Here is a 23,684-nt window from a genome sequence, read left to right as displayed (position 1 = left end):
GGGTGCGCTGTGGTCGACGCAATAATCTACAAGCCAATCGCCGGCTTTCGGGTTATCAATAGTCGATGAGCGCACCCCAATCCCGCATCCATTACTGGCAATCCCCGCTGCTGCCGGGGGTTGAACTCTCCCACTCCCACCACAGGGAGTTCAGCTATGGCCGCCACGTACACCTGGACTATCACATAGGTCTGGTGCAGCAGGGCGGCCAGAAGTTCATCCACAAGGGCAGCAGCCACAACCTGGTGCGCGGCGAGCTCTCCACCGTCAACCCGGACGAGATGCACGACGGCCTGAGCCTGCTGCCGGAAGGCTACGAGGTGCGGGTGTTTGCCATCGCCCCCGAGCAGCTGGCGCGCTGGCTGCCAGACAACCCTGAGCCCTTCTTCGACAAAGGGCTACAGGCCAGACCCGACCTCTATCAGGGCTTCGCCCGGCTGCACATGTACCTGGATCGCCCCCAACCGGACGGCCTGCTGGCGGAGAGCCGGTTGCTGGCCCTGCTCGGCGATCTGCTGCGGCTGGCACCGGAGCGCCACGCCCTGGCGGATCCCCAGCTGCGCTACCTGCGCGATTATCTGCTGGGTCAGCTGGATCAGCGCCACAGCCTGGAGGATCTCGCCGCCCAGTTCGGCCTGGATCGCTTCACCTTCCTGCGCCAGTTCAAGAAGAAGACCGGCATGACCCCCTATGCCTGGCTCAAGCGGCTGCGCCTCGAACGCGGCAAGCTCCTGCTCGCCCGCGGCCTGCCGGTGAGCGAGGTGGCGCTGGCGGTCGGTTTCTTCGATCAGAGCCACTTCCACCACGGCTTCCGCCAGGCCTTCGGCCTCACCCCGGCGGACTACCGCCAGCAGATGCAGTCGTTCACAGGCCAGTCGAGCTGACGGCCACCGGCCCGACCGATTACCACCGGCAGATGCAATCTTTTACAAGCCAGCCCCCGCCCCTATCCCCCATGCTGCCACCTCGTCGTCTTTCCTGGAGTTATGTCATGTTCACCAGCCTGTTTCTGACCATAGGTCTCATCCACCTGATCGCCCTGGCGAGCCCGGGTCCCGACTTCGCGCTGATCCTGCGCACCAGCCTGCACAGGCCCACCGCCCTGGGGGCGGCGCTCGGCATAGCGCTCGCCATCCTGCTGCACGCCACCCTCAGCCTGACCGGCATCAGCCTGCTGATCGCCAGCCAACCCTGGCTGTTCATGGCGGTGAAGATAGTGGGTGCCCTCTATCTGGGCTGGCTCGGTTGGGGGGCGATCAAGGCGGCGCGGCAGGAGAGCGCGACGCTGGCACTCAGGGCCGGCGGCGAGCTGCAAGGCTGGAACCGGGGGCTGCGGGCCGGGCTCGCCACCAACCTGCTCAACCCCAAGGCGCTGCTGTTCTTCATGGGCCTGCTGGCGGCCATGGTGACACCACAGGTGGACGGCCTGACCCGTGGCCTGCTGATCCTGGAGCTGTTCCTGCTGTCTCTGGCCTGGTTCGGGCTGCTGGCCTGGAGCCTCTCCACCGCACGGGCCCAACATCTGCTCGGCCGGGTGCAACGGCCGCTCAATCTGGTCACCGGCCTGCTGTTTGGCGCCGTCAGCCTCTCCATCCTGGTGGAACTGGCCGGCGAGGCGAGCGCCTATATCTGAGCCATGCAGGCCACACCCGTCGCCGAGTGGACCCAGCGCAGTAGGGTGAAACGGCCGCTCAATCTGGTCACCGACCTGCTGTTTGGTATCACCCGCCCAGTCTCTCCATCCTGGTGGAGCTGGCCGGCGAGGCGAGTGCCTATATCTGAGCCATGCAAACCACGCCCGCCGTAGAGCGGGCTGGTGTCGGACTCATTGTGGGATTAGGATGCAGGCCGTCAACTCACCACAATAGTTTAAGGATGCATCGGCATGACTCGAAAATGGTCGCTCCCCATCGTGGCACTCGCGGGGGGAGCGTTACTCTGGCTCGGCAACACCTTTGGTATGAAATGGGCCCTGATGGCCCTGATCGGATTCGGCTTCGGCTTCACCCTCTCCTTCAGTCGCTTCGGCATAGTGTTCGGTTGGCGCGAGATGCTGACCAAGCGCAACAGTTACTATGTGCGGGTTCACCTGCTCACCATCGCCATCGAAATTCTGCTGTTCACCTGCTTCCTCTCCTTTAGCCACGCCCTGTTTGGCGATGCCATGGTGGGCAATGTGATGGCCATCGGCATTCCCTTCATCGTCGGCGCCTTCCTGTTCGGGATCGGCATGCAGCTGGCGGGGGTCTGCGCCACCGGCACCCTCTACTGCTGTGGCGAGGGCCAGCCCCGCTTCTGGCTGGTGCTGCTCTGCTACGGCATCGGTACCCTGATCAGCAACCAGTTCCGCCCCACCTTCGACGCCACCTTCTCCAGCCAGATCGTGCTGGCCAAGGATCTGACCGGCAATATCTGGAGCGGCATGTTGCTCAACCTGGCGCTGGTCGCCGTGCTGTTCCTGCTGTTTCGCAAGAGTGAATTGAAGCGCACCGGCGAGATTAAGCCCATCTTCGGCGGCGGCAACCTGTTCTGGCGCGACGGTCGCTTCACCGTGCTGACCGGCGGCATCCTGATCGCCCTGCTCAACTCCGCGGTGGTGGCTCTGCACGGCTCGGCCTGGACCATCACCGGCGCCGTCTATGACATGGCGCTGCGCGGTGCCTCCCTGTTCGGCCTGTTCGAGGGCAACCCGAAATTGGCCCAGCCACTGTTCACCAACCCCATGGTCGGCATGTTCTGGCTGGGGATCCTGGGGGCGGCGCTGGCTCGCTGTCTCAGCGGGGGCGGCAGCCACACCCCGATCCGCCTCGGCAACAGCCTGGCGGCTATCCTCGGCGGTTTGCTGATGGGGATGGGCGCCATGTACAGCGCCTGCAACCTCGGCGGCTTCTTCGACGGCACTGCGTCGGGCAGCCTGCACGGCTGGGTCTGGATGCTGATGGCCCTCGGCGGCAGCCTGATCGGCATCCGCCTGCGGCCGCTGTTCAAACTCTGATGCAAGCACGGGATGGGGCCGATCTGGGTCGGCACCATCCCGCTCTTCTTCGCCAAGCGGGTTCCCCCTGCCGGCACTGCCTCCCGATCCCCCTCTCAGCCCAATGCCCTTATCAGCAGCAAGAGCGCGAAGCCGGTGAACATCACCGCCGACAACCGGTTGATCCCCCTGGCGAAGCGATCGCCATAACCCTGCAGCCCCACCCAGCGAAACACCAGGCAGTAGCCGCCGTGCACCAGCAGCACCACGCCACTGAAGCTCAGCGCCAGCAGCATGCACTGGCCCAGCGCCCCCTGGCGAAAGTCGATGAACTGGGGGAACAGGCTGGTGAAGAAGATGATCGCCTTGGGGTTGAGCAGGCTGATGAGCACCCCCTTGGCGAAGCTGCGCAGACAATCCCGATCCGTGGTCGTGCCCACCACTGGGCTGACCCCGCGCTGACGCCAGGAGTTCACCCCCAGGTAGAGCAGATAGAGGGCGCCCCCCAGGGTGAGGATCTGCTGGCCCCCGGCCAGCCAGTGGGTAAACCAGAGCACCGCCAGCGAGGCCAGGGTTGCCACCAGCAGTATCCCCACTGCCACCCCGATGAAGCCGGCGATGGCGTGGCGGGTGCCCCGGGTCAGGGTGTTGCCTATGGTGTAGATCACCGCGGGGCCGGGACTGAGCACAGTCCCCAGGGCGAGCAGCAGGTAGAGGGCGTAATATTCGAGACTCATCGCAGGGCATTCCGTGGTCGATTGGATGCCGCCCAGTATATTGACAGCCTCTTCGCCAGCCAGACATAGTGGCGCTCGGCTTTATAAACCAGGAGTTTAGAGTGGATCGCCTGACCGCCATCGAGATCTTCGTCGAGGTCGCCCGCGCCGGCAGCTTCAGTGCCGTGGCGGATCGCTTCGAGATGACGCCGGCCATGATCGGCAAATACATCAAGTGGCTGGAGGCCAGGGTCGGCTCCCGCCTGCTCAATCGCAACACCCGCTGCCAGAGCCTGACCGAGGCGGGCAGGGAGTACCTCGGCGGTTGCCAGAGCCTGCTGCAACACTATCGGGAGCTGGAGCAGAATACCCAGGCCCACACCGGCCAGGCGACGGGCAAGATCCGCATCAATGCCCCCATCACCTTCGGCAGCTATCGGCTGACCCCCCTGCTGTGCCGCTTCATGGCGCAATATCCGCAGATCCGCATCGAGCTGGATCTCTGTGATCGGCTGGTCGATGTGATCGGCGATGGTTTCGATCTCATCTTCCGGGTCGGCACCCCCAAGGACGCCGCCTACATCGCCCGTCCGCTGAGCCACTCGGCCTCGGTGTTCTGCGCCTCCCCCCTCTACCTGCAACGCCACGGCACCCCGCTCGAGCTGGCGGATCTGGCTCGCCATCGCTGCCTGGGCTTCACCCCCTGGCTGACCCAGTCCGGCCTGGCCGCGGAGTTTCCCCTCGAGCAGCTGCACCTGTGGGACAGCCCCTTCATCAGCAACCATGGCGGCGCCCTCAAGGTGGCCGCCCTGAACCATGCGGGCATAGTGCTGCAACCGCGCGCCCTGCTGAGCCAGGAGCTGGCCAGCGGCGCCCTGCTGGAAATCCTGCCGGATGCCCTGCCCACCCCGCGCCCCGTCAACATGCTCTACCCCGCCAGGGAGCCCATGCCGCTGCGGCTGCGACTGCTGATCGACTACCTCAGCGAGCATCGCCACGAGCTGGACATAGCGGCCTGACGGCGGGCCGGCTCATTCCCCGCGCTGTTTCACCCTGCGCAGATAGACATAGCCCTCGCCGGGGCTGCCCCAGCGCTGATGGGCGTCGTTGTCGTAGGCCCTGTCCAGCAGCCTGACGCTGTTGGGACCGATCCAGAGGTATTGCACCAGGGTGCTGGCGCCGCCGAAGTTGGTGGCGCAGCTGCCGACCCTGCTGTGGCCAGCGTATTCCCCGGAGGGTTGGCGGGTCAGCCAGATCTCGCAGCCCTGGCGCAGGGAGAGTTGTTGCGGAGTGAGGGAGTCGAGCAGTTCGGGCTTGCGCCAGGCGCCGGCGAAGTCGATGGCCCTGGGCATGGTCAGCTCGGCCATCAGGATGCGGCCGTCCGGCAGCGGGGAGAAGCGGTAGATGCGCTGACGAAACGGGCGCACCGCCCGCTCGGTCAGGAATTGCTCGGCATAGACCCAGCGAAAGCCGCTGTCACCGGGCCAGATCTCCACCAGCCGCAGCTCGGCGCTGGTGAAGCGGCGATCGTAGCCGGCCTGCTCCTGGCTGGAGAACTCGCCGGTGAACCAGGAGAGCAGCGGCTCCATGCTGGCCTGGCTCGCCAGGGTGGTCGCCGGCGCGGCAACAAAGGGGGTCGGCGCCGCCCACACCAGGCTGGCGTAAAACAACCCGAACAGGGCAGCCATCAGCTGTATCATCGAATCCTTCCGAGTCGCTTGCATGGCGGCGATTATATGAGCGAACGGCGGCAATAACCTCTACCTTGATCAACTCCTTGCAGATCTATCGAAAAATCACTCGGTTAGCGAAAGAAGCTGACGGCAGGGACCAGCCTCGCCGCCTCAGCCAAGATAGGAGAGCACCGCAAACTCGTTGCCGCCAAATTCGAACGCGGCCACCTCGTGCATGCCCATCTTCTCGTGGGCGCGCAGCGAGGCGATGTTGTCACGCCGAATGAAGAGGATCCCCTCCCGCGCCGGCAGCTGGTGCCGCAACGCCGAGAACATCGCCTGCGCCAGGCCCTGGCCCCGCGCCTCGGCGGCCACGCAGATGGGGCCGTACACATAGGCATCGGGCGCCCCCTCATAGGCGGAGAACATGGCCCTGACCACGGGCACCTCTATGGTCATGGCCCGCGAGCCGGTCACCAGGAAGCCAGTCACCCGCCCCTCCCGGCGCGCGACTATCAGCGGCATGGCACCCATCATCTCGGCAATCTTGTCCCGCGGCAGACTCGCCGCCAGGGAGCCACCGCGATCGGCCTGATTCTCGGCCTGCAGCGCCGCTATGCCATCCAGATCGCCCTCGACCGCGCACCCGATCACGACCTCGCTCATGTTCACACTCCTGCCAATCTCTGTCTGTGTTGAGGGCCACCCCGCACCAGCCGGGCTGGGTCGCCGTATCAGAAAGGCCGTATGAGTCTCTTGCATGGCGGCGATTATATGAGCGAACGGCGGCCATCGCCTCCCCCTGCTGCAAATACAGTGGCCGCCACCCCCCCCTGATGCCGACCTGGGTGATAGCCGTTTGACCAGGAGGCCGAGGCGGCGTCCGGCCTGCGGCTATGGCGCCTTGACCGCGGATGAAAAGCCGGCCCATGCTTGTCCATATCCGAGTCACAAGGAAGTGAGTCTGCCATGAGCCAATCCCGCTTTTCCCCCCTCGATCCCATCTCCCGCCACTCCGAGATCCTGTTCGGCCTGCTGATGGTGCTCACCTTCACCGGCTGCTTCAACGCCCTGGAGGCGGGGCAGGCGGAGGTCAAGGAGCTGCTGATCGCCGGCATCGGCTGCAACATCGCCTGGGGCATGATCGATGCCATCGTCTACCTCATCACCACCCTGGCCGAGCGCGGCCGCTCCCTGCGACTGCTGCAACAGCTGCGCCTGCTGCCGCAGGGGGAGCCGGCGGCCCTGCTGGCGATCCGCGATGCACTGCCGCAACTGCTGGCCGAGATCAGTCGCGACGAGGAGCTCAGAGGCTGGCAGGCTCGCCTGAACGAGCACCCCACCACGGCGTTGGGCCGCATCTTCTTCTGGAACGATCTGCGCAACACTCTGGGGGTCTTCCTGCTGGTGTTCCTCTCCACCTTCCCCGTGCTGCTGCCGTTCATCTTCCTCGATGACACCGTGCTGGCGCTGCGCCTCTCCCACGCCATCGCCCTGCTGATGCTGATGCTTATCGGTCATGGCCTGGCCCACTACGCCGGCTCCCCACGCCCCTGGCTGATCGGCATCCTGTTCGCCGCGGCGGGCGCCGTGATCGTCGTCATCACCATCGCCCTTGGCGGCTAAGCCGCCGCCTCCCATCCCGCCACCATCCCTGCGCCTGTCCTTCTCCCCTCGCCCCCTGGCGGCCAGGGGTGGGGCGGGCACGGCGCCCATGAGCGGCTATCCTTGTGCGGGACCCCAGGAAGAGGAATGAATCATGACGACAGGAACGGTACGACTGCACAGGGTAGTCAAGGCCCCGCCGCTGCGGGTCTATAGAGCCTTCATCGAGGCGGATGCGTTGGCCAAGTGGCTGCCGCCCCACGGCTTCACCTGCCAGGTACACCAGCTAGACGCCAGCGTCGGCGGCACCTTTAGGATGTCGTTCACAAATTTCGGCACCGGCCACGGCCACTCCTTCGGCGGCGAGTACCTCGAGCTGGTGCCAGGTGCGCGCATTCGCTACACGGACAGCTTCGATGACCCCAACCTGCCGGGGGAGATGCGGGTGACCATCAGCCTCAGCCCGGTGCTGTGCGGCACCGACCTCGCCATAGTGCAGGAGGGGATCCCCGCGGTGATCCCGGTCGAGATGTGTTACCTCGGCTGGCAGGAGTCCCTGACCCAACTGCTTGCCCTGGTCGAGCCCGAGATACCGGGTTAGCCGCGCGGGCGGCGCACCCATATATTTGGCCAAACGGCGACCCTGGGTCGCCGTTTTCTATCTGCCTGCCGCCACACATATGGTCCGGCGCTCGACCGGCGGCGACCCGGCCCGCCACGCCTGTTGCTCCCCCCAAACGCAGAGAGCCTGCCGACATGGCAGGCTCTCTGGCGAAAGGCTAGAACGCTTATTGCAGGTTCAGGCCGCCCAGGTAGTCCTTCTTGCCGAGATCGACCCCCGCCTGACGCAGCAGGGCATAGGTCATGGTCAGGTGGAAGTAGAAGTTCGGGATGCCGTACTCATGGACGCAGGTCTTGCCATCCATCCCCTTGCCACCGGCCCAGTAGGGGAAGTAGTGGCCGCTCTCGAACCGGCCGTAGTCGGCGTCCAGCTTGCTCTGCAGGAAGGCGATGGTCTTTTCGACATGAGTGCGCAGATCCGCCATGGTCTTGGGCTCGTCCCCCATGACCGGCATCTCGCTGTGGCTGGCGGTGGCGACCACGGCGCGGGCCGAGTCACAGCAGATCAGCACCTGTTTGGAGAAGGGCAGCATGTCGACGATGAGGCGCTCGCCGAAGAAGTTGTCCACGTTGAACTTCTTGGCCTCGGCATGGGCGGCGGCCTTGGCCAGGCAGCCGTCGAGGTTGGTCAGCATCTTGATAAACTGGGCGGTAATGTCACGGTTCATGGTGCGTTCTCTAATCGGGTTGAAGGCGGATGTGCACGAGCGGCCCCCACTATAGCGCATCCGTTTTCCGGTTCGAGCCCATGGCGATAAAAAGCCCAGGGAGCGAGCGTGATCCGCGACAGGTTATGGCAACCATTGCAGAGGGTCGTAGATTTCCTCTCTCCAAGGTGCCGCATAACGTCGCCCACCACCGGACGGCACGAGTCACTTGCATAATGGAAGTAAGGACCGTATGGTTACTTCCATTATGCAAGTAACCTGATGACCCCACATGCGCAAGAAGAGTCTGAGTGAACAGCAGTGCCCCATCGCCCGCAGCCTGGATCACGTCGGTGAGTGGTGGAGTCTGCTGATTATCCGCGATGCCATGCATGGCCTGTCGCGCTTCGATGAATTTCAAAAGAGCCTTGGCATCTCCCCCAACATACTGACCCGACGCCTGACCGCCCTGGTCGAGGGGGGCCTGATGGAGAAGCGGCTCTACTCCGAGCGGCCCCCTCGCTATCAATATGCGCTCACCCCCCGCGGCCAGGATCTCAGCGCCGTGCTGATCGCCCTGCTCACCTGGGGCAATAACCACCTGGCTCCCGAGGGGGCCAGCATCCAGCTGAGGGATGCCCAGACGGGTGAACTGGTCGACCCCATGCTGGTGGACAGGCGCACGGGTCAGGAGATTTCACCCTCGCGCCACACCCTGGTGCCGGGACCGGCCGCCAGTGATGGCATGAAGCAGCGTCTGCACCATGCCAATGGCGTGATGAGCGGCGATAACCCTTCGAAACAGGAATCAGAATCATGAGCTCAACTCGCATCGTGGTGACAGGAATGGGAGCGGTGACCCCGCTTGGATATGGGGTGGAAACCGTGTGGCAGCGGCTGTTGGCGGGCCAGTCCGGCTTGCGCCGCCTGCCGGAGGCCTTCACCGAAGGGCTGGCCGCCAAGGTGGGCGCCATGGTGCCCTCCCTGGCCGAAGATCCCGTGGCCGGGTTTGACCCCGATGCCGTGGTATCGACCAAGGAGCAGAAGAAGATGGATCGCTTCATCCTGTTTGCCATTGCCGCGGCCAAGGAGGCCCTGCTGCAAGCCAACTGGGCCCCCAAGACGGCGGCGGAGCAGGAGCGCACCGCCACCATCATCGCCTCGGGCATCGGCGGCTTCCCCGCCATCGTCGAGGCCGTGCGTACCACGGATGAACGGGGACCGCGCCGCCTATCTCCCTTCACCATCCCCTCCTTCCTGGTCAACATGGCGGCGGGCCATGTCTCCATCAACTTCGGCTTCAAAGGGCCGCTCGGGGCGCCGGTCACGGCCTGCGCCGCAGGGGTGCAGGCCATTGGCGACGCCGCCCGACTCATTCGCTGCGGTGAGGCCGACATCGCCATCTGTGGCGGGGCCGAAGCCACCATAGACCGCGTCAGCCTGGGCGGGTTTGCCGCGGCCCGCGCCCTGTCGTCCGCCTATGCCGATGATCCCGAAGCGGCCTCCCGTCCGTTCGATGTCGACCGCGATGGGTTTGTCATGGGCGAAGGGGCCGGGATCCTGGTGATTGAATCCCTGGAACACGCCCTGGCCCGGGGTGCCACCCCCATAGTGGAGCTGGTGGGGTATGGCACCAGTGCCGACGCCTATCACCTCACCGCCGGTCCCGAAGATGGCGACGGCGCACGCCGCGCCATGATGACGGCCCTGGCTCAGGCCGGCATTCAGGCGGCGGATGTCCAGCACCTCAATGCCCATGCCACCTCGACTCCGGTGGGTGACAAGGGAGAGCTGGCCGCCATCAAACGCGTATTTGGCGATGACAACCAGATTGCGGTGACCTCCACCAAGTCAGCCACCGGCCATCTGCTGGGGGCCGCCGGGGGCATAGAAGCCATCTTCACCGCCCTGGCCATTCGCGACCAGAGAGTGCCCGCCACCCGCAACCTGCAACACCCCGATCCGCTCGCCGACGGCGTGGACATAGTGCGGGGCGCGGCCCGTGACATGCGGATCGAGCACGCCATCTCCAATGGATTTGGCTTTGGCGGCGTGAATGCCAGCGTGCTGTTCAAGCGCTGGCAGGGAGCCTGATCTCGCCGGCGGGTGAACATCATCATGCCGGCTGAATGGGCGGCGAACTCCCCGCCCGGGCGCTCGCCGACTCTTTCCATCATCTTGGATACCCATCTTTTTGATGTCGAGCACCAACCCCTCTACGACTCGCTCAGAAAGGTGGGTGTCCCAGATTTGTCTCCCAGATTTGTCACCAGCCGCCCCTCTGAATCGCTAGCCCCGCTTCATATCACACCCCGGCATGTCATCCGATGCCGGGCATGACGTTGCCTGAATAAGAGGCTTTTTAGGCCAGAACCGTCGCCTTGTTGCTCCAACTCCAGCCCCTGAGCCAACCATCCATCACCCCATCACCAGCCTGGCTACGGCTTACTCAGAAAGGTGGGTGTCCCAGATTTCTCGGTTCGATTAGCGAAGCGCAGTCGGACGATCCCTTTGATTACAGCCTGTCGGCAAGGGTGACAGCCTCTGACTGGGTTGCCTGTGTATCAGCAAATAGCCGCCTGCCGAGATGGCGGTTCAGCAGCAGAGGGGGCAGCAGCGTGAGCAGCAACCAATGGGTATGGGGCAGGATAAAGGTCCAGATGATCTCGTGAGGCTGCCAGGTCGAGGCGGTCGCCGTCATAAAGGCGGTGTCATAGGTCTGCCACAGCCAGAGCCCGGCAAAGAGTGGTGGCAGCAGCGGGCGGGGTATCAGCAGAAACAGGGGGCAGAAGACGCAGGCGAGCAAAACGCTGAACTCCAGCATGGGCAGCGCCAACTCGGCAAAGGTCCGCCCCGAAGAGAGGCCGCTCCATTGTAGGGACATGTCCTCGGTCAGTGCAGGCCACCAAGAAGCGTATTGGAACAGGGTAAACGAGAGCAGAAACAGCAGGCTGGTCAGCAGTGCCAGCGCCGTTTTCCGTAAAAACCACCGCCACGACCAGCACAGTATCGGCATCCATTTAGACATTAATGACTCCCATCTGGTGACGGGGCAGTATGCCTTGGTTCGCGGCACCGTCAAAGCAGCATCTTGGGACACCCACCTTGGGGTGATGACACGGAGGCTCACCTCAGAAAGATGAGTGTCCCAGATGTCATTGGTGACCGAACGGCGCAGCCAAACCCGGCTGCGCCATGGAGAGCAGGGCATTTGGCAGCGCCACTACTGGGAACACCTGATCCGGGATGCGCAGGATTACCGCCATCCATATGGATTACATCCATATCAACCCGCTCAAGCATGGCCATGTCACGCGGGTGGCCGACTGGCCGTATTCCACCTTCCATCTCTATGTGGCAAGCAGCATCTATCCGCAGGATTGGTGAGAAGATGGGCCGTAGATATGCTGGAGTAAACCTCTCATAACGCAATGTTCGAGTGTTACTTAACAAATCGAACCTACGGCCAATAATCTACAACTTGCGGAGTTTGTTATCTTCTTTTTCTTTGAGTACTTTTTATCGCCATATATGAGGTTTCATATAAAGTAAGCAATTTCCCCATTTGGCTATCAATCGCATCATGTTTTTCTGGATTTCTTAATTTCTGTAATAATTTAGATATGAATTTAGCGGGCAGTTTTATTATCAAAGCCTGATGTGACTGATGCATTTCTCTTGTCCAGTCTAAATCTTTGCCTGCTTTCAATACTTCATCATCATCCCTATTAATTATGAATCCAAGCTTTCCATAGACACCAGTCAAATATGATTGTAATTGCCTATATTCTGAAGCGCCCAAATCAGAATAGTTTTTTGCATCAAACACAACTTGCCTAGCCTTATAGTCCTCTAAAACTCTCTTCCAAAAATCAGATTTGCCTCCATTTGTCCCTATAATGTCTCTTCTTTGAACTGCGCTACCATTTGGATGTTTTTTTATATCTGTCAGGTGCGAGGCAAATACAATCCTTAATGCATCCAAGCACCACTGTTCAAATTCAACAGCACCTTCAACACCATGAGGAATCTGATCTAAATGCGTAGTTATTTGGCCAATGGTTTTATTTCTTATAGCTGAGTTCTCAGACACCACACTGATATCATATTCATCATTTATTTCCTCAGCTTCTTCCGGAGTAAGCGCATTTTTATTTAGATTTAACCCTAGCCAATAGCATGGATGAATTAATAGACGATCATCATTCTCGAATCCCTTATCGGGAGTTCTGCCATCATGACAAAATGAAAAAGAGGATGTGTTTTTGTCATATATACCGATGAATCCGACACTATATAGGCTCTGTAGTATCCCACTTGACTTTAATAATCTCACCTCGGAAATTATTTTGGGATCTGCACTATCATCAATTACTTCTTGAGATGCTTCAATTCGTTTTAAACATGTATATACGGTTAATTCCGGTTCAATATTTCTGAATAGGCTAGTTATTAGCTGAATAGATGGAAATATTTTTTGATATTCTTTCCACAAATCTTCCAACCTTGCCATTGAAATAGATCTGGCGGCATATTCTAGATCAGGACTTATAATTATTTGCCGCCCCTCTCTAAAGGCTGAAAAAAATGCCTCATTTAGTAATGAAAGTAAATCTCTTGGCCGGTACAGCGTAAACTGAAGACATCTTTTAAATCCATTTCGCCCCTTTAGGTCATCAGCAGCGCATCTATCCCAAACTCGCTGATCCTTTTCAATATCTAGACAAAATGCAACTTTCATTCTTTTTGCAGAGAGCATCAATAACTGTGCCCAGTCCCAGTGTAATCGAATAACTTGCCCCTCAATATTTCTTGAGTAATCCGGATCCTCCTTTGATAAAGCTCGAAATATATTGTCTCTTAAAAATATAATTGGTCTGATACAATTGGTTTTCTGGTTTAATTCAATTGAGGCATATGTAAGTCCCGCAATTATTCCAATTCCTAGGTTGTCTGGCTCATAAGCCTCATCGAGTTTATCCATTAATATAATAACTCGCCGATCAGCACTAGTAAGAAGCTTTATAATACTGGCTTCAATTTCAGATATTTTTAAATTAAACTGCAAATCCCCAATGGATTCTTCTGGGTTTGTTTCATCTAAATATTCTTTCGCAATAATCCTGCATCGCCTTAATATATCACCATGCACTGATATCCATCGTTTAGTGTGTTCATTTAGTACTACATCTGATGCAATGTGTGATGAAAGTTTATAATGCGATGATATATGTGATGCTATCTCCATTAATATAGCGTAACGCCATAATAACCGAGTTGCTGCACGAGCTAAATTAAATGACCCAGTAAATGGTTTTAACATAGATCGAAAACCGATTATTTGTGTGTCATCAGGAGAGAAGCTTAACACCAATATTTTTCTATCTTTTTTCCAATGCTCATGTAACTGAATGAACAATGCGCTTTTGCCTGTCCCACGTCTTCCAACCACTACCGTTCTATCATCTGTCTCGATTAATGCTCTAAAATCTGCGGTCTCGATAAATGCACTACTCAGCATTGGTCTATCATTTTCTGCTGTAGTATCACCAAATGGATTTGATTTAGAAGTGACATTATTACTCATATATATCCTCTAGATGATAAAGCCGCAGATATCATTCGAAAATGGTTTGCAATAATTTGGCTCAACACTCTATATAAAGCAATAGACCATGGTTGTATCATAATAAGATGTTTATCATGCTTATGGACACAGATTAATATCTAGACCGTGATTTGTGTCACGCCTCGTACTGGGAGTGAGAGGTTCGATTCGAATAGTGAAACACAGACGGCCCCTCCCCTTAAAGATTTTTGATAACAGTTATAAAAACAACCCGGCCTAAGCCGGGTTGGTTATATCAAAAGGCGGGAAAAATCAGAGCGCTTCCAATCTGGCATACGCCGTCACCAACCACTTGGCGCCGACCTCGTCGAACTGGATCTGGACCCGGCTCTGCTGGCCGACCCCTTCGAAGTTCAGCACTATGCCTTCGCCGAATTTCGGATGGAGCACCCGTTGGCCGAGCTTGATGCCGCTGGCGTCGAAGCTCTGCTGCACCTCGTTCTGGCTAAAGCGGCCGTACTGGGTGGGTCTGCTCACCTGAGTGCGCAGCCGGATCTCTTCCAGACACTCGGCGGGCATCTCGCGGATGAAGCGGCTCGGCTTGTGGAACATCTCGCGGCCATAGATGCGGCGGCTCTCGGCATAACAGATGTAGAGCTTCTCCATGGCGCGGGTCATGCCCACGTAGCAGAGGCGGCGCTCCTCTTCGAGCCGGCCCGACTCCTCGGTGGATTGCTGGCTGGGGAACATACCTTCCTCCACGCCGACCAGCAGCACCAGCGGGAACTCCAGTCCCTTGGCACTGTGCAAGGTCATCAGCTGCACCGCATCGGCGTATTCGTCCGCCTGATTCTCGCCGGACTCCAGCGCCGCGTGGGCGAGGAAGGCCGACAGATCGCTCATGTCTTCCAGCTCGTCCGGCCGCTGGTATTGACGGCAAGCCGTCACCAGCTCGTCCAGGTTCTCCACCCGCGCCTGGGATTTCTCCCCTTTTTCGGCCAGATACATGGCCTTGAGGCCGGAGTGCTGGATGGCGATGTCCGCCTGCTGATGCAGAGGCAATAAGGAGACCTTCTCCTCCAGCGCGTCGATGAGATCGACGAAGCCGCGCACCGCGTTGCCGGCGCGACCGGTCAGCACCTTGTCATTGAGCAGCACCCTGGCCGACTGCCAGAGGTTGAGCCCCTGATCCCGGGCGTTGTTGCGCAAGATCTCCAGGGTGCGCTCGCCTATGCCCCGGGTCGGGGTGTTGACGACCCGCTCGAAGCTGGCGTCGTCGCCTCTGTTGTTGATGAGGCGCAGGTAGGCCATGGCGTCCTTGATTTCCTGCCGCTCGAAGAAGCGCAGGCCGCCGTAGATGCGGTACGGCATGGCGTCCTGCATCAGCGCCTCTTCCAGCACCCGGGACTGGGCGTTGGAGCGATAGAGGATGGCGCAGTCGGCCAGCAGGCCGCCCTTCTCCTTCCAGTCCTTGAGCCGGCCGACCACGAAGCGGGCCTCGTCCACCTCGTTGAAGGCGGCGTAGAGCGAGATGGGATCCCCTTCCGCCCCCTCGGTCCACAGCTCCTTGCCGAGCCGCTCCGAGTTATTGGCGATGACGCAGTTGGCGGCCTTGAGGATGTTGGCGGTGGAGCGGTAGTTCTGCTCGAGGCGAATGGTCTCGGCGCCCTGGTAATCGGTCAGGAAGCGCTGGATGTTCTCGATCTTGGCGCCGCGCCAGCCGTAGATGGACTGATCGTCGTCCCCGACGATCATCACCTTGCCGGACTCGCCCGCCAGCATCCGCAGCCAGGCGTACTGGATGCCGTTGGTGTCCTGGAACTCGTCCACCAGGATGTTCTGGAAGCGATCCCGGTAGTGTTCGAGGATGTGCGGCTTGTTCAGCCACAGCTCGTGGGCGCGCAGCAAGAGTTCTGCAAAGTCCACCAGCCCGGAGCGATCGCAGGTCTCCTGATAGGTCTTGTAGATCTGCTGATAGGTGCGGGTGACGGGATCGCCGTAGAGATCGATGTCGCCGGGGCGCAGGCCTTCGTCTTTCTTGCCGTTGATGTAGCCCATCACGGCGCGCGGTGCCCAGTGCTTCTCGTCCAGATTCAATGCCTTGAGCACCCGGCGGATGAGACGATACTGGTCGTCGGAGTCGAGGATCTGGAAATCCTGCGGCAGGCCGGCATCCAGATGATGGGCCCGCAGCAGGCGGTGGGCGATGCCGTGGAAGGTGCCGATCCACATGCCGCGCACCCCGTCGCCTATCACCTTCTCGACCCGGCCGCGCATCTCGGCGGCCGCCTTGTTGGTGAAGGTCACCGCTATGATGGAGAAGGGTGAACAACGCTCCACCTGCATCAGCCAGGCGATACGGTGCACCAGCACCCGGGTCTTGCCCGAGCCGGCGCCCGCCAGCACCAGCAGATTGCTGCGAGGGGCCGCGACCGCGTCTCGTTGCTTGTCGTTGAGCCCGTCGAGCAGGGTTGAAACGTCCATCACCACTCCTGTTTATTTATACAGGCGGCGATTATACGGCCTGAGCGGCCAGAGACCAAATCGTCGTGCGGCCGCTCCCGTCACGGGCGGATCGCCCGCCTCCCATGCCACAGATTGGCGCCAATGGAAGCTTCCTTTTTCATCAAGGGAAGAAAACGCTTGCTTATAACACCATGAATATAAACAAAAATGTCATTTGAGCCTTATTAATCGCAGCATTTACATCTGAAAACAAGTACAAAAACAAACACTTATAAATCAATTTGCTTATATTTCAAACCGTTAACGCAAACGTTTTTCCTTTATGATCCCCTTGACCCACACGATGGCTCACTTACAGTTAGCCGGCGTGCTTTATGACCTGCTGATAACAGGTTGTGGACCCTCACATAACAATCAAGGATACGATCGTGACTAAAGTGCTCAAGCTGGCCACCGTGGCCGCCCTCACCCTCGCTGCCCTGTCCGCCCAGGCAGCCTCCGATCCCGCCGTCATCTATGATACCGCCGGCAAATTCGACAAATCCTTCAACGAAGCCGTGTTCCGTAATGGCGTCGAAGTCTACAACAAGGACAAAGGCGTCAAGGTCAAGGAGTTCGAACCCCAGAACGAAGCCCAGCGTGAGCAGGGTCTGCGCCGTCTGGCCAGCCGTGGCAACAGCCCCATCGTCGCCGTCGGCTTCAACATGGGTTCCGCGGTAGAGAAAGTCGCCACCGAATTCCCGAAAACCCAGTTCACCATCATCGACATGGTGGTCGACAAGCCGAACGTCCAGTCCCTCATCTTCAAGGAGCATGAAGGCTCCTTCCTGGTGGGTGCGCTGGCAGCCATCGCCTCCAAGAGCGGCAAGGTCGGCTTCGTGGGTGGCATGGACATCCCGCTGATCCGCAAATTCCAGTGCGGCTACGAGCAGGGTGCCAAGTACATCAATCCGAAGATCGACGTGTACCAGAACATGACCGGCTCCACCCCGGCCGCCTTTGCTGACCCGGCCAAGGGTGCCGAGCTGGCCAAGTCCCAGTTCGCCAAGGGCGCCGACGTGGTCTATGCCGCCGCCGGCGGTACCGGTATCGGTGTCTACCAGGCTGCCAAAGATGAAGGCAAGCTGGCCATCGGCGTGGATTCCAACCAGAACCACCTGCAACCTGGCACCATGCTGACCTCCATGGTCAAGGATGTTGGCCTGGCCGCTTACAAGTCCTGGGATGACGCCGCCAAGGGCAGCTGGAAGCCGGGTATCCAGACTCTGGGTCTGGCCGAAGGCGGGGTGGATTGGGCACTCGACAAAGACAACGAGAAGCTGATCACCCCGGACATGAAGGCCAAGGTTGACGCCATCAAGGCCGACATCATCTCCGGCAAGGTCAAGGTGCACGACTACATGAGTGACAACTCCTGCAAATACTGAGTCACCGCTACTACTCTCAATCCAAGATGACCGGCCCGTACGGGCCGGTTTTTAGTCTCTAATTCATGACCCGCAAGGACTGCATCATGGACCAGACAGATCGCTATGCCATCGAATTAAGAGGTATCGATAAGCGGTTCGGCGAAGTGTACGCCAACAAGCAGATCGACCTTCAGGTTCAAAAAGGCAGTATTCACGGCATCGTCGGCGAAAATGGCGCCGGCAAGTCGACCCTGATGAGCATCATCTACGGTTTCTACCACGCCGATAAGGGCGAGATGCTGATCGACGGTAAACCGTTCAAACCCCATGGCTCACAAGATGCGATCGGCGCAGGCGTGGGCATGGTGCACCAGCACTTCATGCTGGTGAACAATTTCAGCGTGCTGGAGAACGTCATCCTCGGCGCGGAAAACGGCTGGCACCTTGGCCAGAGCCTGGCGGCGGCCGAGAAGTTGCTCGGCGAGCTGGCGCGAGACTATGGTCTCGAGGTGCCGCTGCACGAGAAGGTGGAGGATCTGCCGGTGGGCCTGCAACAGCGGGTCGAGATCCTCAAGGCGCTCTATCGCGGCGCCCGCATCCTGATCCTCGACGAGCCGACCGGGGTACTGACCCCGCAAGAGGCGGATCACCTGTTCGAGGTGCTCAAGAAGCTGCGGGATCAGGGCGCGACCATCATCCTCATCACCCACAAGCTGCGGGAGATCCTGGCCATCACGGATCAGGTCTCCATCATGCGCCGGGGCGAGATGGTGGCCCACGTCGCCACCAAGGATACCGACAAGGAGCAGCTCGCCGAGCTGATGGTGGGCCGCAAGGTGCGCCTCAAGGTCGACAAGGGCGCCGCCCAGCCGGGCGCGGCCAAGCTCAAGGTCGAAGGCCTCAGCTACATCGATGACAACAAGGTGGAGCGGGTCAAGTCCGTCAGCTTCGAGGTGCGGGCCGGTGAAGTGGTCGGCATCGCCGGCGTCTCCGGCAACGGCCAGTCCGAGCTGCTCAGCCTGCTCGGCGGCATCCTCCAGCCGAGCAAGGGCAGCTTCACCATCACCGGCGGCGGCAAGGCCCATGAGGTGAGCGTGGCACAGCCGGCCGATCCCGAGATGGTGCGCAACTTCGGTCTCGGCCATATCCCGGAAGATCGCCACAAGATGGGGCTCATCAATCGCTTCGAGGCGAAAGAGGCCTTCATCCTCGGCTATCACCGCCGCCCCCAGTACAACAGGGGCTGGCTGCAGAACAAGGAGGCGATCCTGCAGGATTGCCAGGCCAAGATGGACAAGTGGGACGTGCGCCCGCCCCATCCCGACCACAAGACCGCCAACTTCTCCGGTGGCAACCAGCAGAAGCTGGTGATCGCCCGCGAGGTGGAGCAGAACCCGGATGTGCTGCTGATCGGTCAGCCGACCCGGGGCGTCGACATCGGCGCCATCGAGTACATCCACCAGCAGATCATCGCCATGCGCGACAAGGGCAAGGCCGTGCTGCTGGTGTCGGTGGAGCTGGACGAGATCATGAGCCTGTCTGACCGGATCCTGGTCATCGCCGATGGTCGCATCGTCGGTGAGCTGGATGGCGCCAAGGCGGACGAACGCACCATAGGGTTGATGATGGCTAACATAGTCCCAGACGAGATTGCCAAGGAGGCTCGCCCATGAGCCAGACACGTATTCCTGCCTGGATCTCCGTGGGCGTGCTGCCCGCGATCAATATACTGCTGGCCTTCCTGGTGTCGGCCATCCTGTTCTATTACCTCGACATCAACCCGCTCGATGCCGCCGACATCATGTGGTACGGCGCCTTCGGCACCGGCGAGGGGATAGGCTTCACCCTCTACTACGCGACCGGCTTCATCTTCACCGGTCTGGCGGTGGCGGTGGCCTTCCACGCCGGTCTGTTCAACATCGGCGGTGAGGGCCAGGCCTATATCGGCGGCCTCGGCGTGGGGCTGGTCTGCCTGCTGCTCGGCGATGTGCTGCCGTTTGCGCTGCTGCTGCCGCTCGCCATCATCGCCGGTGGCCTGTTCGGCGCGGCCTGGGCCTTCATCCCGGCCTGGCTGCAAGCCAAGCGCGGCAGCCACATCGTCATCACCACCATCATGTTCAACTTCATCGCCGCCTCGCTGATGGCTTACCTGCTGGTCGATGTGTTCAAGCCGCCAGGATCCATGGCCACCGAGAGCAAGGTGTTCGCCGTGGCGAGCTGGCTGCCGAAGATCAGCGAGCTGGCGGCCGGTTTCGGTGTGGCGATGCCGAACAGCCCGCTCAACATCAGCTTCGTCTGGGCGTTGATCTGTGCCGTGCTGGTGTGGGTCTTCATCTGGCATACCCGCTGGGGTTACGAGATCCGTTCGGTCGGTGCCAGTCAGAGCGCCTCCGCCTACGCGGGCATCTCCTATCCCAAGGTGGTGATCCTGGCCATGGTGATCTCCGGCATGCTGGCGGGCTTCTTCGCCCTCAACGTGCTGCAGGGTGAGCTGCACCAGATCAAGCTCAACTTCGTGGAAGGCTTCGGCTTCACCGGCATCGCAGTGGCCCTGATGGGGCGTAACCACCCGGTTGGCGTCATCATCGCCAGCCTGCTGTTCGGCTTCCTCTATCAGGGCGGCGCCGAGCTCAGCTTCGAGTTCGGGGTGGATCGCAACATAGTGGTGGTGCTGCAGGGTCTGGTGATCCTGTTCTGCGGCGCGCTTGAGCACATGCTGCGTCCGCGCATCGAGCAGTGCTATCTGGCATTTGCCAACCGCTCAACCGCGCAAGTCAAAGGAGCCTGATCATGTTCGAAACCCTGATATTGATGCTGGATGCGACCATACGCACCGCGCCACCGTTGATCCTGGCTGCCATGGCGGGCATGTTCTGCGAGCGCTCCGGGGTGGTCAACATCGCGCTGGAAGGCAAGCTGCTGGCGGCGGCGTTCGCCAGCGGTGCGGCGGCGGCGGTCTCCGGTTCGGCCTGGATCGGGCTGGGCGCCGGGGTCGGTGTCTCAGTCCTGTTCGCCCTGCTGCACGGCTTCTCCACCATCACCCACCGCGGCGATCAGGTGGTGAGCGGCATGGCCATCAACATACTGGCGGCCGGTCTGACCGTTACCCTTGGCCGTTACTGGTTCGATCAGGGCGGCCAGACTCCGGCGCTGTCCGGCGCTTCGCGCTTCGCCCCCATCGATCTGCCCTATGCCAAGGAGCTGTATGACGTGCCTGTCGTCGGCCAGCTCTACAGCGAACTGCTGAGCGGTCACTCCCTGCTGGAGTACGTGGCGTTCGCCGCCGTGCCCCTGGCCTGGTGGGTGCTGTTCCGCACCCGCTTCGGCCTGCGTCTGCGCGCCGTGGGCGAGGCACCGGCCGCGGTCGATACCGCCGGCATCTCAGTGGTGCGGATGCGCTACACAGCGCTGATGATCGGCGGCCTGCTTGCCGGCATCGGTGGCACCTACCTGGCCGTGGCCCAGACCGCCCAGTTCATCCCCAACATGAGCGCGGGCAAGGGCTTCATGGCGCTGGCGGCGCTGGTGTTCGGCAAGTGGAAGCCCTGGAGCGCCATGGCGGCCTGCCTGCTGTTCGGCTTCCTCGACGCCGTCGCCATCCGGCTGCAAGGGGTCAGCATCGGCGATTTCCCGATCCCGGTGCAGGCCATAGAGGCGCTGCCCTACGTACTGACCGTGTTCCTGCTGGCCGGTTTCATCGGCAAGGCGGTGGCGCCCAAGGCGCTCGGCACCCCCTACGTCAAGGAACGGGAATAGCGGCGCATGGCGTCATCAAGCAAAAGGCCCACGCAAGTGGGCCTTTTTTATGGCGCCTGTTTATACCGCCGGAGCACTCAGCCGATGGGCCGCACCAGCACGGGTTGGGCGGGATCGCTCAGCCGCTCGGCCAGATAGTCCACCAGCAGCCGCACCTTGGGAGAGAGGTGGCGGTTGTGGGGATAGAGCGCCCAGATCCCCTCCTGTGGTGCCCGCAGCTCGGGCAGCAGCTCGATCAGCTCCCCCCGGGCGAGATGCTCACTCACGTAGTAGTCCGGCAGCTGGATGATGCCTATCCCCTTCAGGGCCGCGTCCAGCAGGGCATGGCCGCTGTTGCACTGCAGCAGGCCGCGCACCCGCACGCTGTGGGGCTGCCCGTTGAGGGTGAAGTGCCACTCATCGCCATTGCCTGCCAGGCAGCGGTGGCGGGACAGCTCGGAGAGGCTGTTGGGCATGCCGTGCCGCACCGTGTAGGCCGGCGAGGCGCACACATAGGGCACCCGCTGCGCCAGCTTGCGCGCCACCAGGGTCGAATCCTTGAGATGGCCGAGCCGGATCGCCAGATCGAACCCCTCGTGCACCAGATCCAGCAGCTGGTTGGTGAGGTTGAGGGTCACCTCCAGCTGGGGGAAGCGCACCATGAAGTCGTTCACCAGCGGCGCTATGCGGCTCTCGCCATAGGAGACCGGGGCCGTGATGCGCAGCAGCCCCTGCGGCTGGGCCTGATGCTGGCCGAGGGCCAGCTCGGCCTCGTAGAGGTTGTCGAGCAGCTGGCGACAGTGGCGGTAATAGATCTCGCCCAGCTCGGTGAGCCGCACCTGACGGGTGGTGCGCAGCAACAGCTTGGCCTGCAGCCGATCTTCCAGCTGCGCCACCTGCCGGCTGACCTGGGCCACCGACACCCCCAGCTTGCGCGCCGCCGGGGTAAAGCCCCCCTGCTCCGCCACGCTGACAAACTCACAAACGCCTTCCCAGCCGAACATTATTACCTATGTGTAAAAGTGATTTGAGATTTAGCCTTATTATCACCAAATCGGCGGGAAACTACACTCAACGTCCGAACCCTTTTCCGTTCACCCATTCAACAAGAGGACGTCATCCATGGCACAGGTTCAGAGCATCAAGTGTAAGGCCGCCATCGCCTGGGGCCCGGGCCAGCCCCTCTCCATCGAAGAGGTGGAGGTCATGCCGCCCCAGGCCGGTGAGGTGCGGGTGCGGATCAAAGCCACCGGCGTCTGCCACACCGATGCCTTCACGCTGTCAGGTGAAGATCCGGAAGGGGTCTTCCCCTGCATCCTGGGCCATGAGGGCGGCGGCATCGTCGAGTCCATCGGCGAGGGCGTCACCAGCGTCAAGGTCGGGGATCACGTCATCCCGCTCTACACCCCGGAATGCGGCGAGTGCAAGTTCTGCAAGTCCGGCAAGACCAACCTGTGCCAGAAGATCCGCGCCACTCAAGGCAAGGGGCTGATGCCGGACGGCACCACCCGCTTCTCCAAGGATGGTCAGCCCATCTATCACTACATGGGCACCTCCACCTTCAGCGAATACACGGTGCTGCCCGAGATCTCCATCGCCAAGGTGGATCCGGCCGCCCCGCTGGAAGAGGTGTGCCTGCTCGGCTGCGGCGTCACCACCGGCATCGGCGCCGTGATGAACACCGCCAAGGTGAAGGAGGGCGAGAGCGTCGCCATCTTCGGGCTGGGGGGCATAGGCCTCTCCGCCGTGATCGGCGCCCGCCTGGCCAAGGCCGGCCGCATCATCGCCATCGACATCAACGAGAGCAAGTTCGAGCTGGCCCGCAAACTCGGCGCCACCGACTGCATCAACCCGAACGACTATGACAAGCCCATCCAGGAGGTGATCGTCGAGCTCACCGACGGCGGCGTCGACTTCTCGTTCGAGTGCATCGGCAACGTCAAGGTGATGCGCGCGGCGCTGGAGTGCTGCCACAAGGGCTGGGGCGAGTCGGTCATCATAGGCGTCGCCGGTGCCGGCCAGGAGATCAGCACCCGTCCGTTCCAGCTGGTCACCGGCCGGGTATGGCGCGGCAGTGCCTTCGGTGGGGTACGCGGTCGCAGCGAGCTGCCGAGCTATGTGCAGCGCTACATGCAGGGGGAGTTCCGCCTCGACGACTTCATCACCCACACCATGTCGCTTGAGCGGATCAACGAGGCGTTCGAGCTGATGCACGAAGGCAAGAGCATCCGCACCGTCATCCACTACTGAGCCATGACAGCCCCGCCCG

Annotated in this window: 22 protein-coding genes; 14 read left to right on the top strand and 8 right to left on the bottom strand. The window is 60.9% G+C overall.

Annotated elements, in window-relative coordinates:
• Positions 1-65 precede the first annotated feature (65 nt).
• The 3 genes from AACW18_RS00180 to AACW18_RS00170 all read left to right on the top strand — a co-directional run bounded on the left by AACW18_RS00180 (position 66) and on the right by AACW18_RS00170 (position 2,995).
• The gene (locus AACW18_RS00180; protein WP_218389820.1) at positions 66-884 is read left to right on the top strand and encodes an AraC family transcriptional regulator; all 819 of its coding nucleotides are present in this window, start codon (positions 66-68) and stop codon (positions 882-884) included.
• A gap of 107 nt (positions 885-991) precedes the next feature.
• Complete coding sequence (locus AACW18_RS00175; RefSeq protein ID WP_042652934.1) at positions 992-1,633, top strand: LysE family translocator; 642 nt, start codon at positions 992-994, stop codon at positions 1,631-1,633.
• A gap of 252 nt (positions 1,634-1,885) precedes the next feature.
• Entirely contained in the window at positions 1,886-2,995 is a 1,110-nt protein-coding gene (locus AACW18_RS00170) for a YeeE/YedE thiosulfate transporter family protein (protein ID WP_256351981.1), read from the top strand.
• A 95-nt stretch (positions 2,996-3,090) separates the two neighbouring features.
• Here AACW18_RS00170 and AACW18_RS00165 read toward each other — a convergent pair whose 3' ends face one another.
• Positions 3,091-3,711: a LysE family translocator gene (locus AACW18_RS00165; RefSeq protein WP_218389819.1), complete on the bottom strand. Its 621-nt coding sequence runs from the start codon at positions 3,709-3,711 to the stop codon at positions 3,091-3,093.
• Between the two features lie 101 nt (positions 3,712-3,812).
• Between AACW18_RS00165 and AACW18_RS00160 the strand changes: the two genes are divergently transcribed.
• Positions 3,813-4,709, top strand: a complete 897-nt coding sequence (locus AACW18_RS00160; RefSeq protein ID WP_218389818.1) for a LysR substrate-binding domain-containing protein — start codon at positions 3,813-3,815, stop codon at positions 4,707-4,709.
• Between the two features lie 12 nt (positions 4,710-4,721).
• On the opposite strand, the gene AACW18_RS00155 is transcribed toward AACW18_RS00160, so the two are convergent.
• Positions 4,722-5,390 carry a chromophore lyase CpcT/CpeT gene (locus AACW18_RS00155; RefSeq protein ID WP_218329889.1) on the bottom strand — a complete coding sequence of 223 codons (669 nt, stop codon included), beginning with the start codon at positions 5,388-5,390 and terminating at the stop codon, positions 4,722-4,724.
• A 144-nt stretch (positions 5,391-5,534) separates the two neighbouring features.
• Entirely contained in the window at positions 5,535-6,029 is a 495-nt protein-coding gene (locus tag AACW18_RS00150) for a GNAT family N-acetyltransferase (protein WP_218389817.1), read from the bottom strand.
• A 303-nt stretch (positions 6,030-6,332) separates the two neighbouring features.
• On the opposite strand from AACW18_RS00150, the gene AACW18_RS00145 reads away from it, so the two are divergent.
• The gene (locus AACW18_RS00145; protein ID WP_218389816.1) at positions 6,333-6,989 is read left to right on the top strand and encodes a hypothetical protein; all 657 of its coding nucleotides are present in this window, start codon (positions 6,333-6,335) and stop codon (positions 6,987-6,989) included.
• 133 nt (positions 6,990-7,122) lie between these two features.
• Positions 7,123-7,569, top strand: a complete 447-nt coding sequence (locus AACW18_RS00140) for an SRPBCC family protein (RefSeq protein ID WP_218292492.1) — start codon at positions 7,123-7,125, stop codon at positions 7,567-7,569.
• A gap of 187 nt (positions 7,570-7,756) precedes the next feature.
• Here AACW18_RS00140 and AACW18_RS00135 read toward each other — a convergent pair whose 3' ends face one another.
• A complete protein-coding gene (locus tag AACW18_RS00135; protein ID WP_218389815.1) occupies positions 7,757-8,257 on the bottom strand; it encodes a DUF1993 domain-containing protein in 501 nt (166 codons plus the stop codon).
• Between the two features lie 271 nt (positions 8,258-8,528).
• Between AACW18_RS00135 and AACW18_RS00130 the strand changes: the two genes are divergently transcribed.
• On the top strand, positions 8,529-9,056 hold the full coding sequence (locus tag AACW18_RS00130; protein ID WP_218389814.1) for a winged helix-turn-helix transcriptional regulator: 528 nt from the start codon (positions 8,529-8,531) through the stop codon (positions 9,054-9,056).
• A complete protein-coding gene (gene fabF / locus AACW18_RS00125; RefSeq protein ID WP_218389813.1) occupies positions 9,053-10,330 on the top strand; it encodes a beta-ketoacyl-ACP synthase II in 1,278 nt (425 codons plus the stop codon). Before AACW18_RS00130 ends, fabF begins: the two co-directional genes overlap by 4 nt.
• Positions 10,331-10,751: 421 nt before the next feature.
• Here fabF and AACW18_RS00120 read toward each other — a convergent pair whose 3' ends face one another.
• Entirely contained in the window at positions 10,752-11,264 is a 513-nt protein-coding gene (locus tag AACW18_RS00120) for a hypothetical protein (RefSeq protein ID WP_218389812.1), read from the bottom strand.
• 218 nt (positions 11,265-11,482) lie between these two features.
• On the opposite strand from AACW18_RS00120, the gene AACW18_RS21465 reads away from it, so the two are divergent.
• Positions 11,483-11,623 carry a hypothetical protein gene (locus tag AACW18_RS21465; protein WP_305730718.1) on the top strand — a complete coding sequence of 47 codons (141 nt, stop codon included), beginning with the start codon at positions 11,483-11,485 and terminating at the stop codon, positions 11,621-11,623.
• Positions 11,624-11,729: 106 nt separating this feature from the next.
• Here the strand turns inward: AACW18_RS21465 and AACW18_RS00110 are convergent, their stop codons facing one another.
• Positions 11,730-13,823 (bottom strand): P-loop ATPase, Sll1717 family, encoded by a 2,094-nt coding sequence (locus AACW18_RS00110; protein ID WP_218389811.1) that lies wholly within the window; start codon positions 13,821-13,823, stop codon positions 11,730-11,732.
• A 294-nt stretch (positions 13,824-14,117) separates the two neighbouring features.
• Positions 14,118-16,289 carry a DNA helicase II gene (uvrD, locus tag AACW18_RS00105; protein WP_218389810.1) on the bottom strand — a complete coding sequence of 724 codons (2,172 nt, stop codon included), beginning with the start codon at positions 16,287-16,289 and terminating at the stop codon, positions 14,118-14,120.
• A 410-nt stretch (positions 16,290-16,699) separates the two neighbouring features.
• Here uvrD and AACW18_RS00100 point away from each other — a divergent pair, with 410 nt between their 5' ends.
• The 4 genes from AACW18_RS00100 to AACW18_RS00085 all read left to right on the top strand — a co-directional run bounded on the left by AACW18_RS00100 (position 16,700) and on the right by AACW18_RS00085 (position 21,436).
• Entirely contained in the window at positions 16,700-17,698 is a 999-nt protein-coding gene (locus tag AACW18_RS00100; RefSeq protein ID WP_042652944.1) for a BMP family lipoprotein, read from the top strand.
• 86 nt (positions 17,699-17,784) lie between these two features.
• Positions 17,785-19,353 (top strand): ABC transporter ATP-binding protein, encoded by a 1,569-nt coding sequence (locus tag AACW18_RS00095; protein ID WP_218389809.1) that lies wholly within the window; start codon positions 17,785-17,787, stop codon positions 19,351-19,353.
• Positions 19,350-20,468, top strand: coding sequence for an ABC transporter permease (locus AACW18_RS00090; RefSeq protein ID WP_042652945.1), 1,119 nt, complete (start codon positions 19,350-19,352; stop codon positions 20,466-20,468). The genes AACW18_RS00095 and AACW18_RS00090 overlap by 4 nt, the downstream gene beginning before the upstream one ends.
• Positions 20,469-20,470: 2 nt before the next feature.
• The gene (locus AACW18_RS00085) at positions 20,471-21,436 is read left to right on the top strand and encodes an ABC transporter permease (RefSeq protein ID WP_218389808.1); all 966 of its coding nucleotides are present in this window, start codon (positions 20,471-20,473) and stop codon (positions 21,434-21,436) included.
• 77 nt (positions 21,437-21,513) lie between these two features.
• On the opposite strand, the gene AACW18_RS00080 is transcribed toward AACW18_RS00085, so the two are convergent.
• A complete protein-coding gene (locus AACW18_RS00080) occupies positions 21,514-22,419 on the bottom strand; it encodes a LysR substrate-binding domain-containing protein (RefSeq protein ID WP_218389807.1) in 906 nt (301 codons plus the stop codon).
• Between the two features lie 118 nt (positions 22,420-22,537).
• Here AACW18_RS00080 and AACW18_RS00075 point away from each other — a divergent pair, with 118 nt between their 5' ends.
• Positions 22,538-23,665 (top strand): S-(hydroxymethyl)glutathione dehydrogenase/class III alcohol dehydrogenase, encoded by a 1,128-nt coding sequence (locus AACW18_RS00075; RefSeq protein ID WP_218389806.1) that lies wholly within the window; start codon positions 22,538-22,540, stop codon positions 23,663-23,665.
• The last annotated feature ends 19 nt before the right edge of the window (positions 23,666-23,684 follow it).

This window comes from Aeromonas sp. sia0103, assembly GCF_963895295.1.
Classification (GTDB): domain Bacteria; phylum Pseudomonadota; class Gammaproteobacteria; order Enterobacterales; family Aeromonadaceae; genus Aeromonas; species Aeromonas encheleia.
The sequence above is the reverse complement of the archived record's forward strand: the minus strand, read 5'-3'. Positions and strand labels throughout refer to the sequence as shown.

Coding starts and splice junctions, on each gene's coding strand:
- AACW18_RS00135 (WP_218389815.1), bottom strand. CDS start 8,257: ATGAACCGTGACATTACCGCCCAGTTTATCAAGATGCTGACCAACCTC.
- fabF (WP_218389813.1), top strand. CDS start 9,053: ATGAGCTCAACTCGCATCGTGGTGACAGGAATGGGAGCGGTGACCCCG.
- AACW18_RS00140 (WP_218292492.1), top strand. CDS start 7,123: ATGACGACAGGAACGGTACGACTGCACAGGGTAGTCAAGGCCCCGCCG.
- AACW18_RS00170 (WP_256351981.1), top strand. CDS start 1,886: ATGACTCGAAAATGGTCGCTCCCCATCGTGGCACTCGCGGGGGGAGCG.
- AACW18_RS00080 (WP_218389807.1), bottom strand. CDS start 22,419: ATGTTCGGCTGGGAAGGCGTTTGTGAGTTTGTCAGCGTGGCGGAGCAG.
- AACW18_RS00130 (WP_218389814.1), top strand. CDS start 8,529: ATGCGCAAGAAGAGTCTGAGTGAACAGCAGTGCCCCATCGCCCGCAGC.
- AACW18_RS00095 (WP_218389809.1), top strand. CDS start 17,785: ATGGACCAGACAGATCGCTATGCCATCGAATTAAGAGGTATCGATAAG.
- AACW18_RS00120 (WP_218389812.1), bottom strand. CDS start 11,264: ATGTCTAAATGGATGCCGATACTGTGCTGGTCGTGGCGGTGGTTTTTA.
- AACW18_RS00075 (WP_218389806.1), top strand. CDS start 22,538: ATGGCACAGGTTCAGAGCATCAAGTGTAAGGCCGCCATCGCCTGGGGC.
- AACW18_RS00085 (WP_218389808.1), top strand. CDS start 20,471: ATGTTCGAAACCCTGATATTGATGCTGGATGCGACCATACGCACCGCG.
- AACW18_RS00165 (WP_218389819.1), bottom strand. CDS start 3,711: ATGAGTCTCGAATATTACGCCCTCTACCTGCTGCTCGCCCTGGGGACT.
- AACW18_RS00180 (WP_218389820.1), top strand. CDS start 66: ATGAGCGCACCCCAATCCCGCATCCATTACTGGCAATCCCCGCTGCTG.
- uvrD (WP_218389810.1), bottom strand. CDS start 16,289: ATGGACGTTTCAACCCTGCTCGACGGGCTCAACGACAAGCAACGAGAC.
- AACW18_RS00150 (WP_218389817.1), bottom strand. CDS start 6,029: ATGAGCGAGGTCGTGATCGGGTGCGCGGTCGAGGGCGATCTGGATGGC.
- AACW18_RS21465 (WP_305730718.1), top strand. CDS start 11,483: ATGCGCAGGATTACCGCCATCCATATGGATTACATCCATATCAACCCG.
- AACW18_RS00110 (WP_218389811.1), bottom strand. CDS start 13,823: ATGAGTAATAATGTCACTTCTAAATCAAATCCATTTGGTGATACTACA.
- AACW18_RS00090 (WP_042652945.1), top strand. CDS start 19,350: ATGAGCCAGACACGTATTCCTGCCTGGATCTCCGTGGGCGTGCTGCCC.
- AACW18_RS00145 (WP_218389816.1), top strand. CDS start 6,333: ATGAGCCAATCCCGCTTTTCCCCCCTCGATCCCATCTCCCGCCACTCC.
- AACW18_RS00155 (WP_218329889.1), bottom strand. CDS start 5,390: ATGATACAGCTGATGGCTGCCCTGTTCGGGTTGTTTTACGCCAGCCTG.
- AACW18_RS00175 (WP_042652934.1), top strand. CDS start 992: ATGTTCACCAGCCTGTTTCTGACCATAGGTCTCATCCACCTGATCGCC.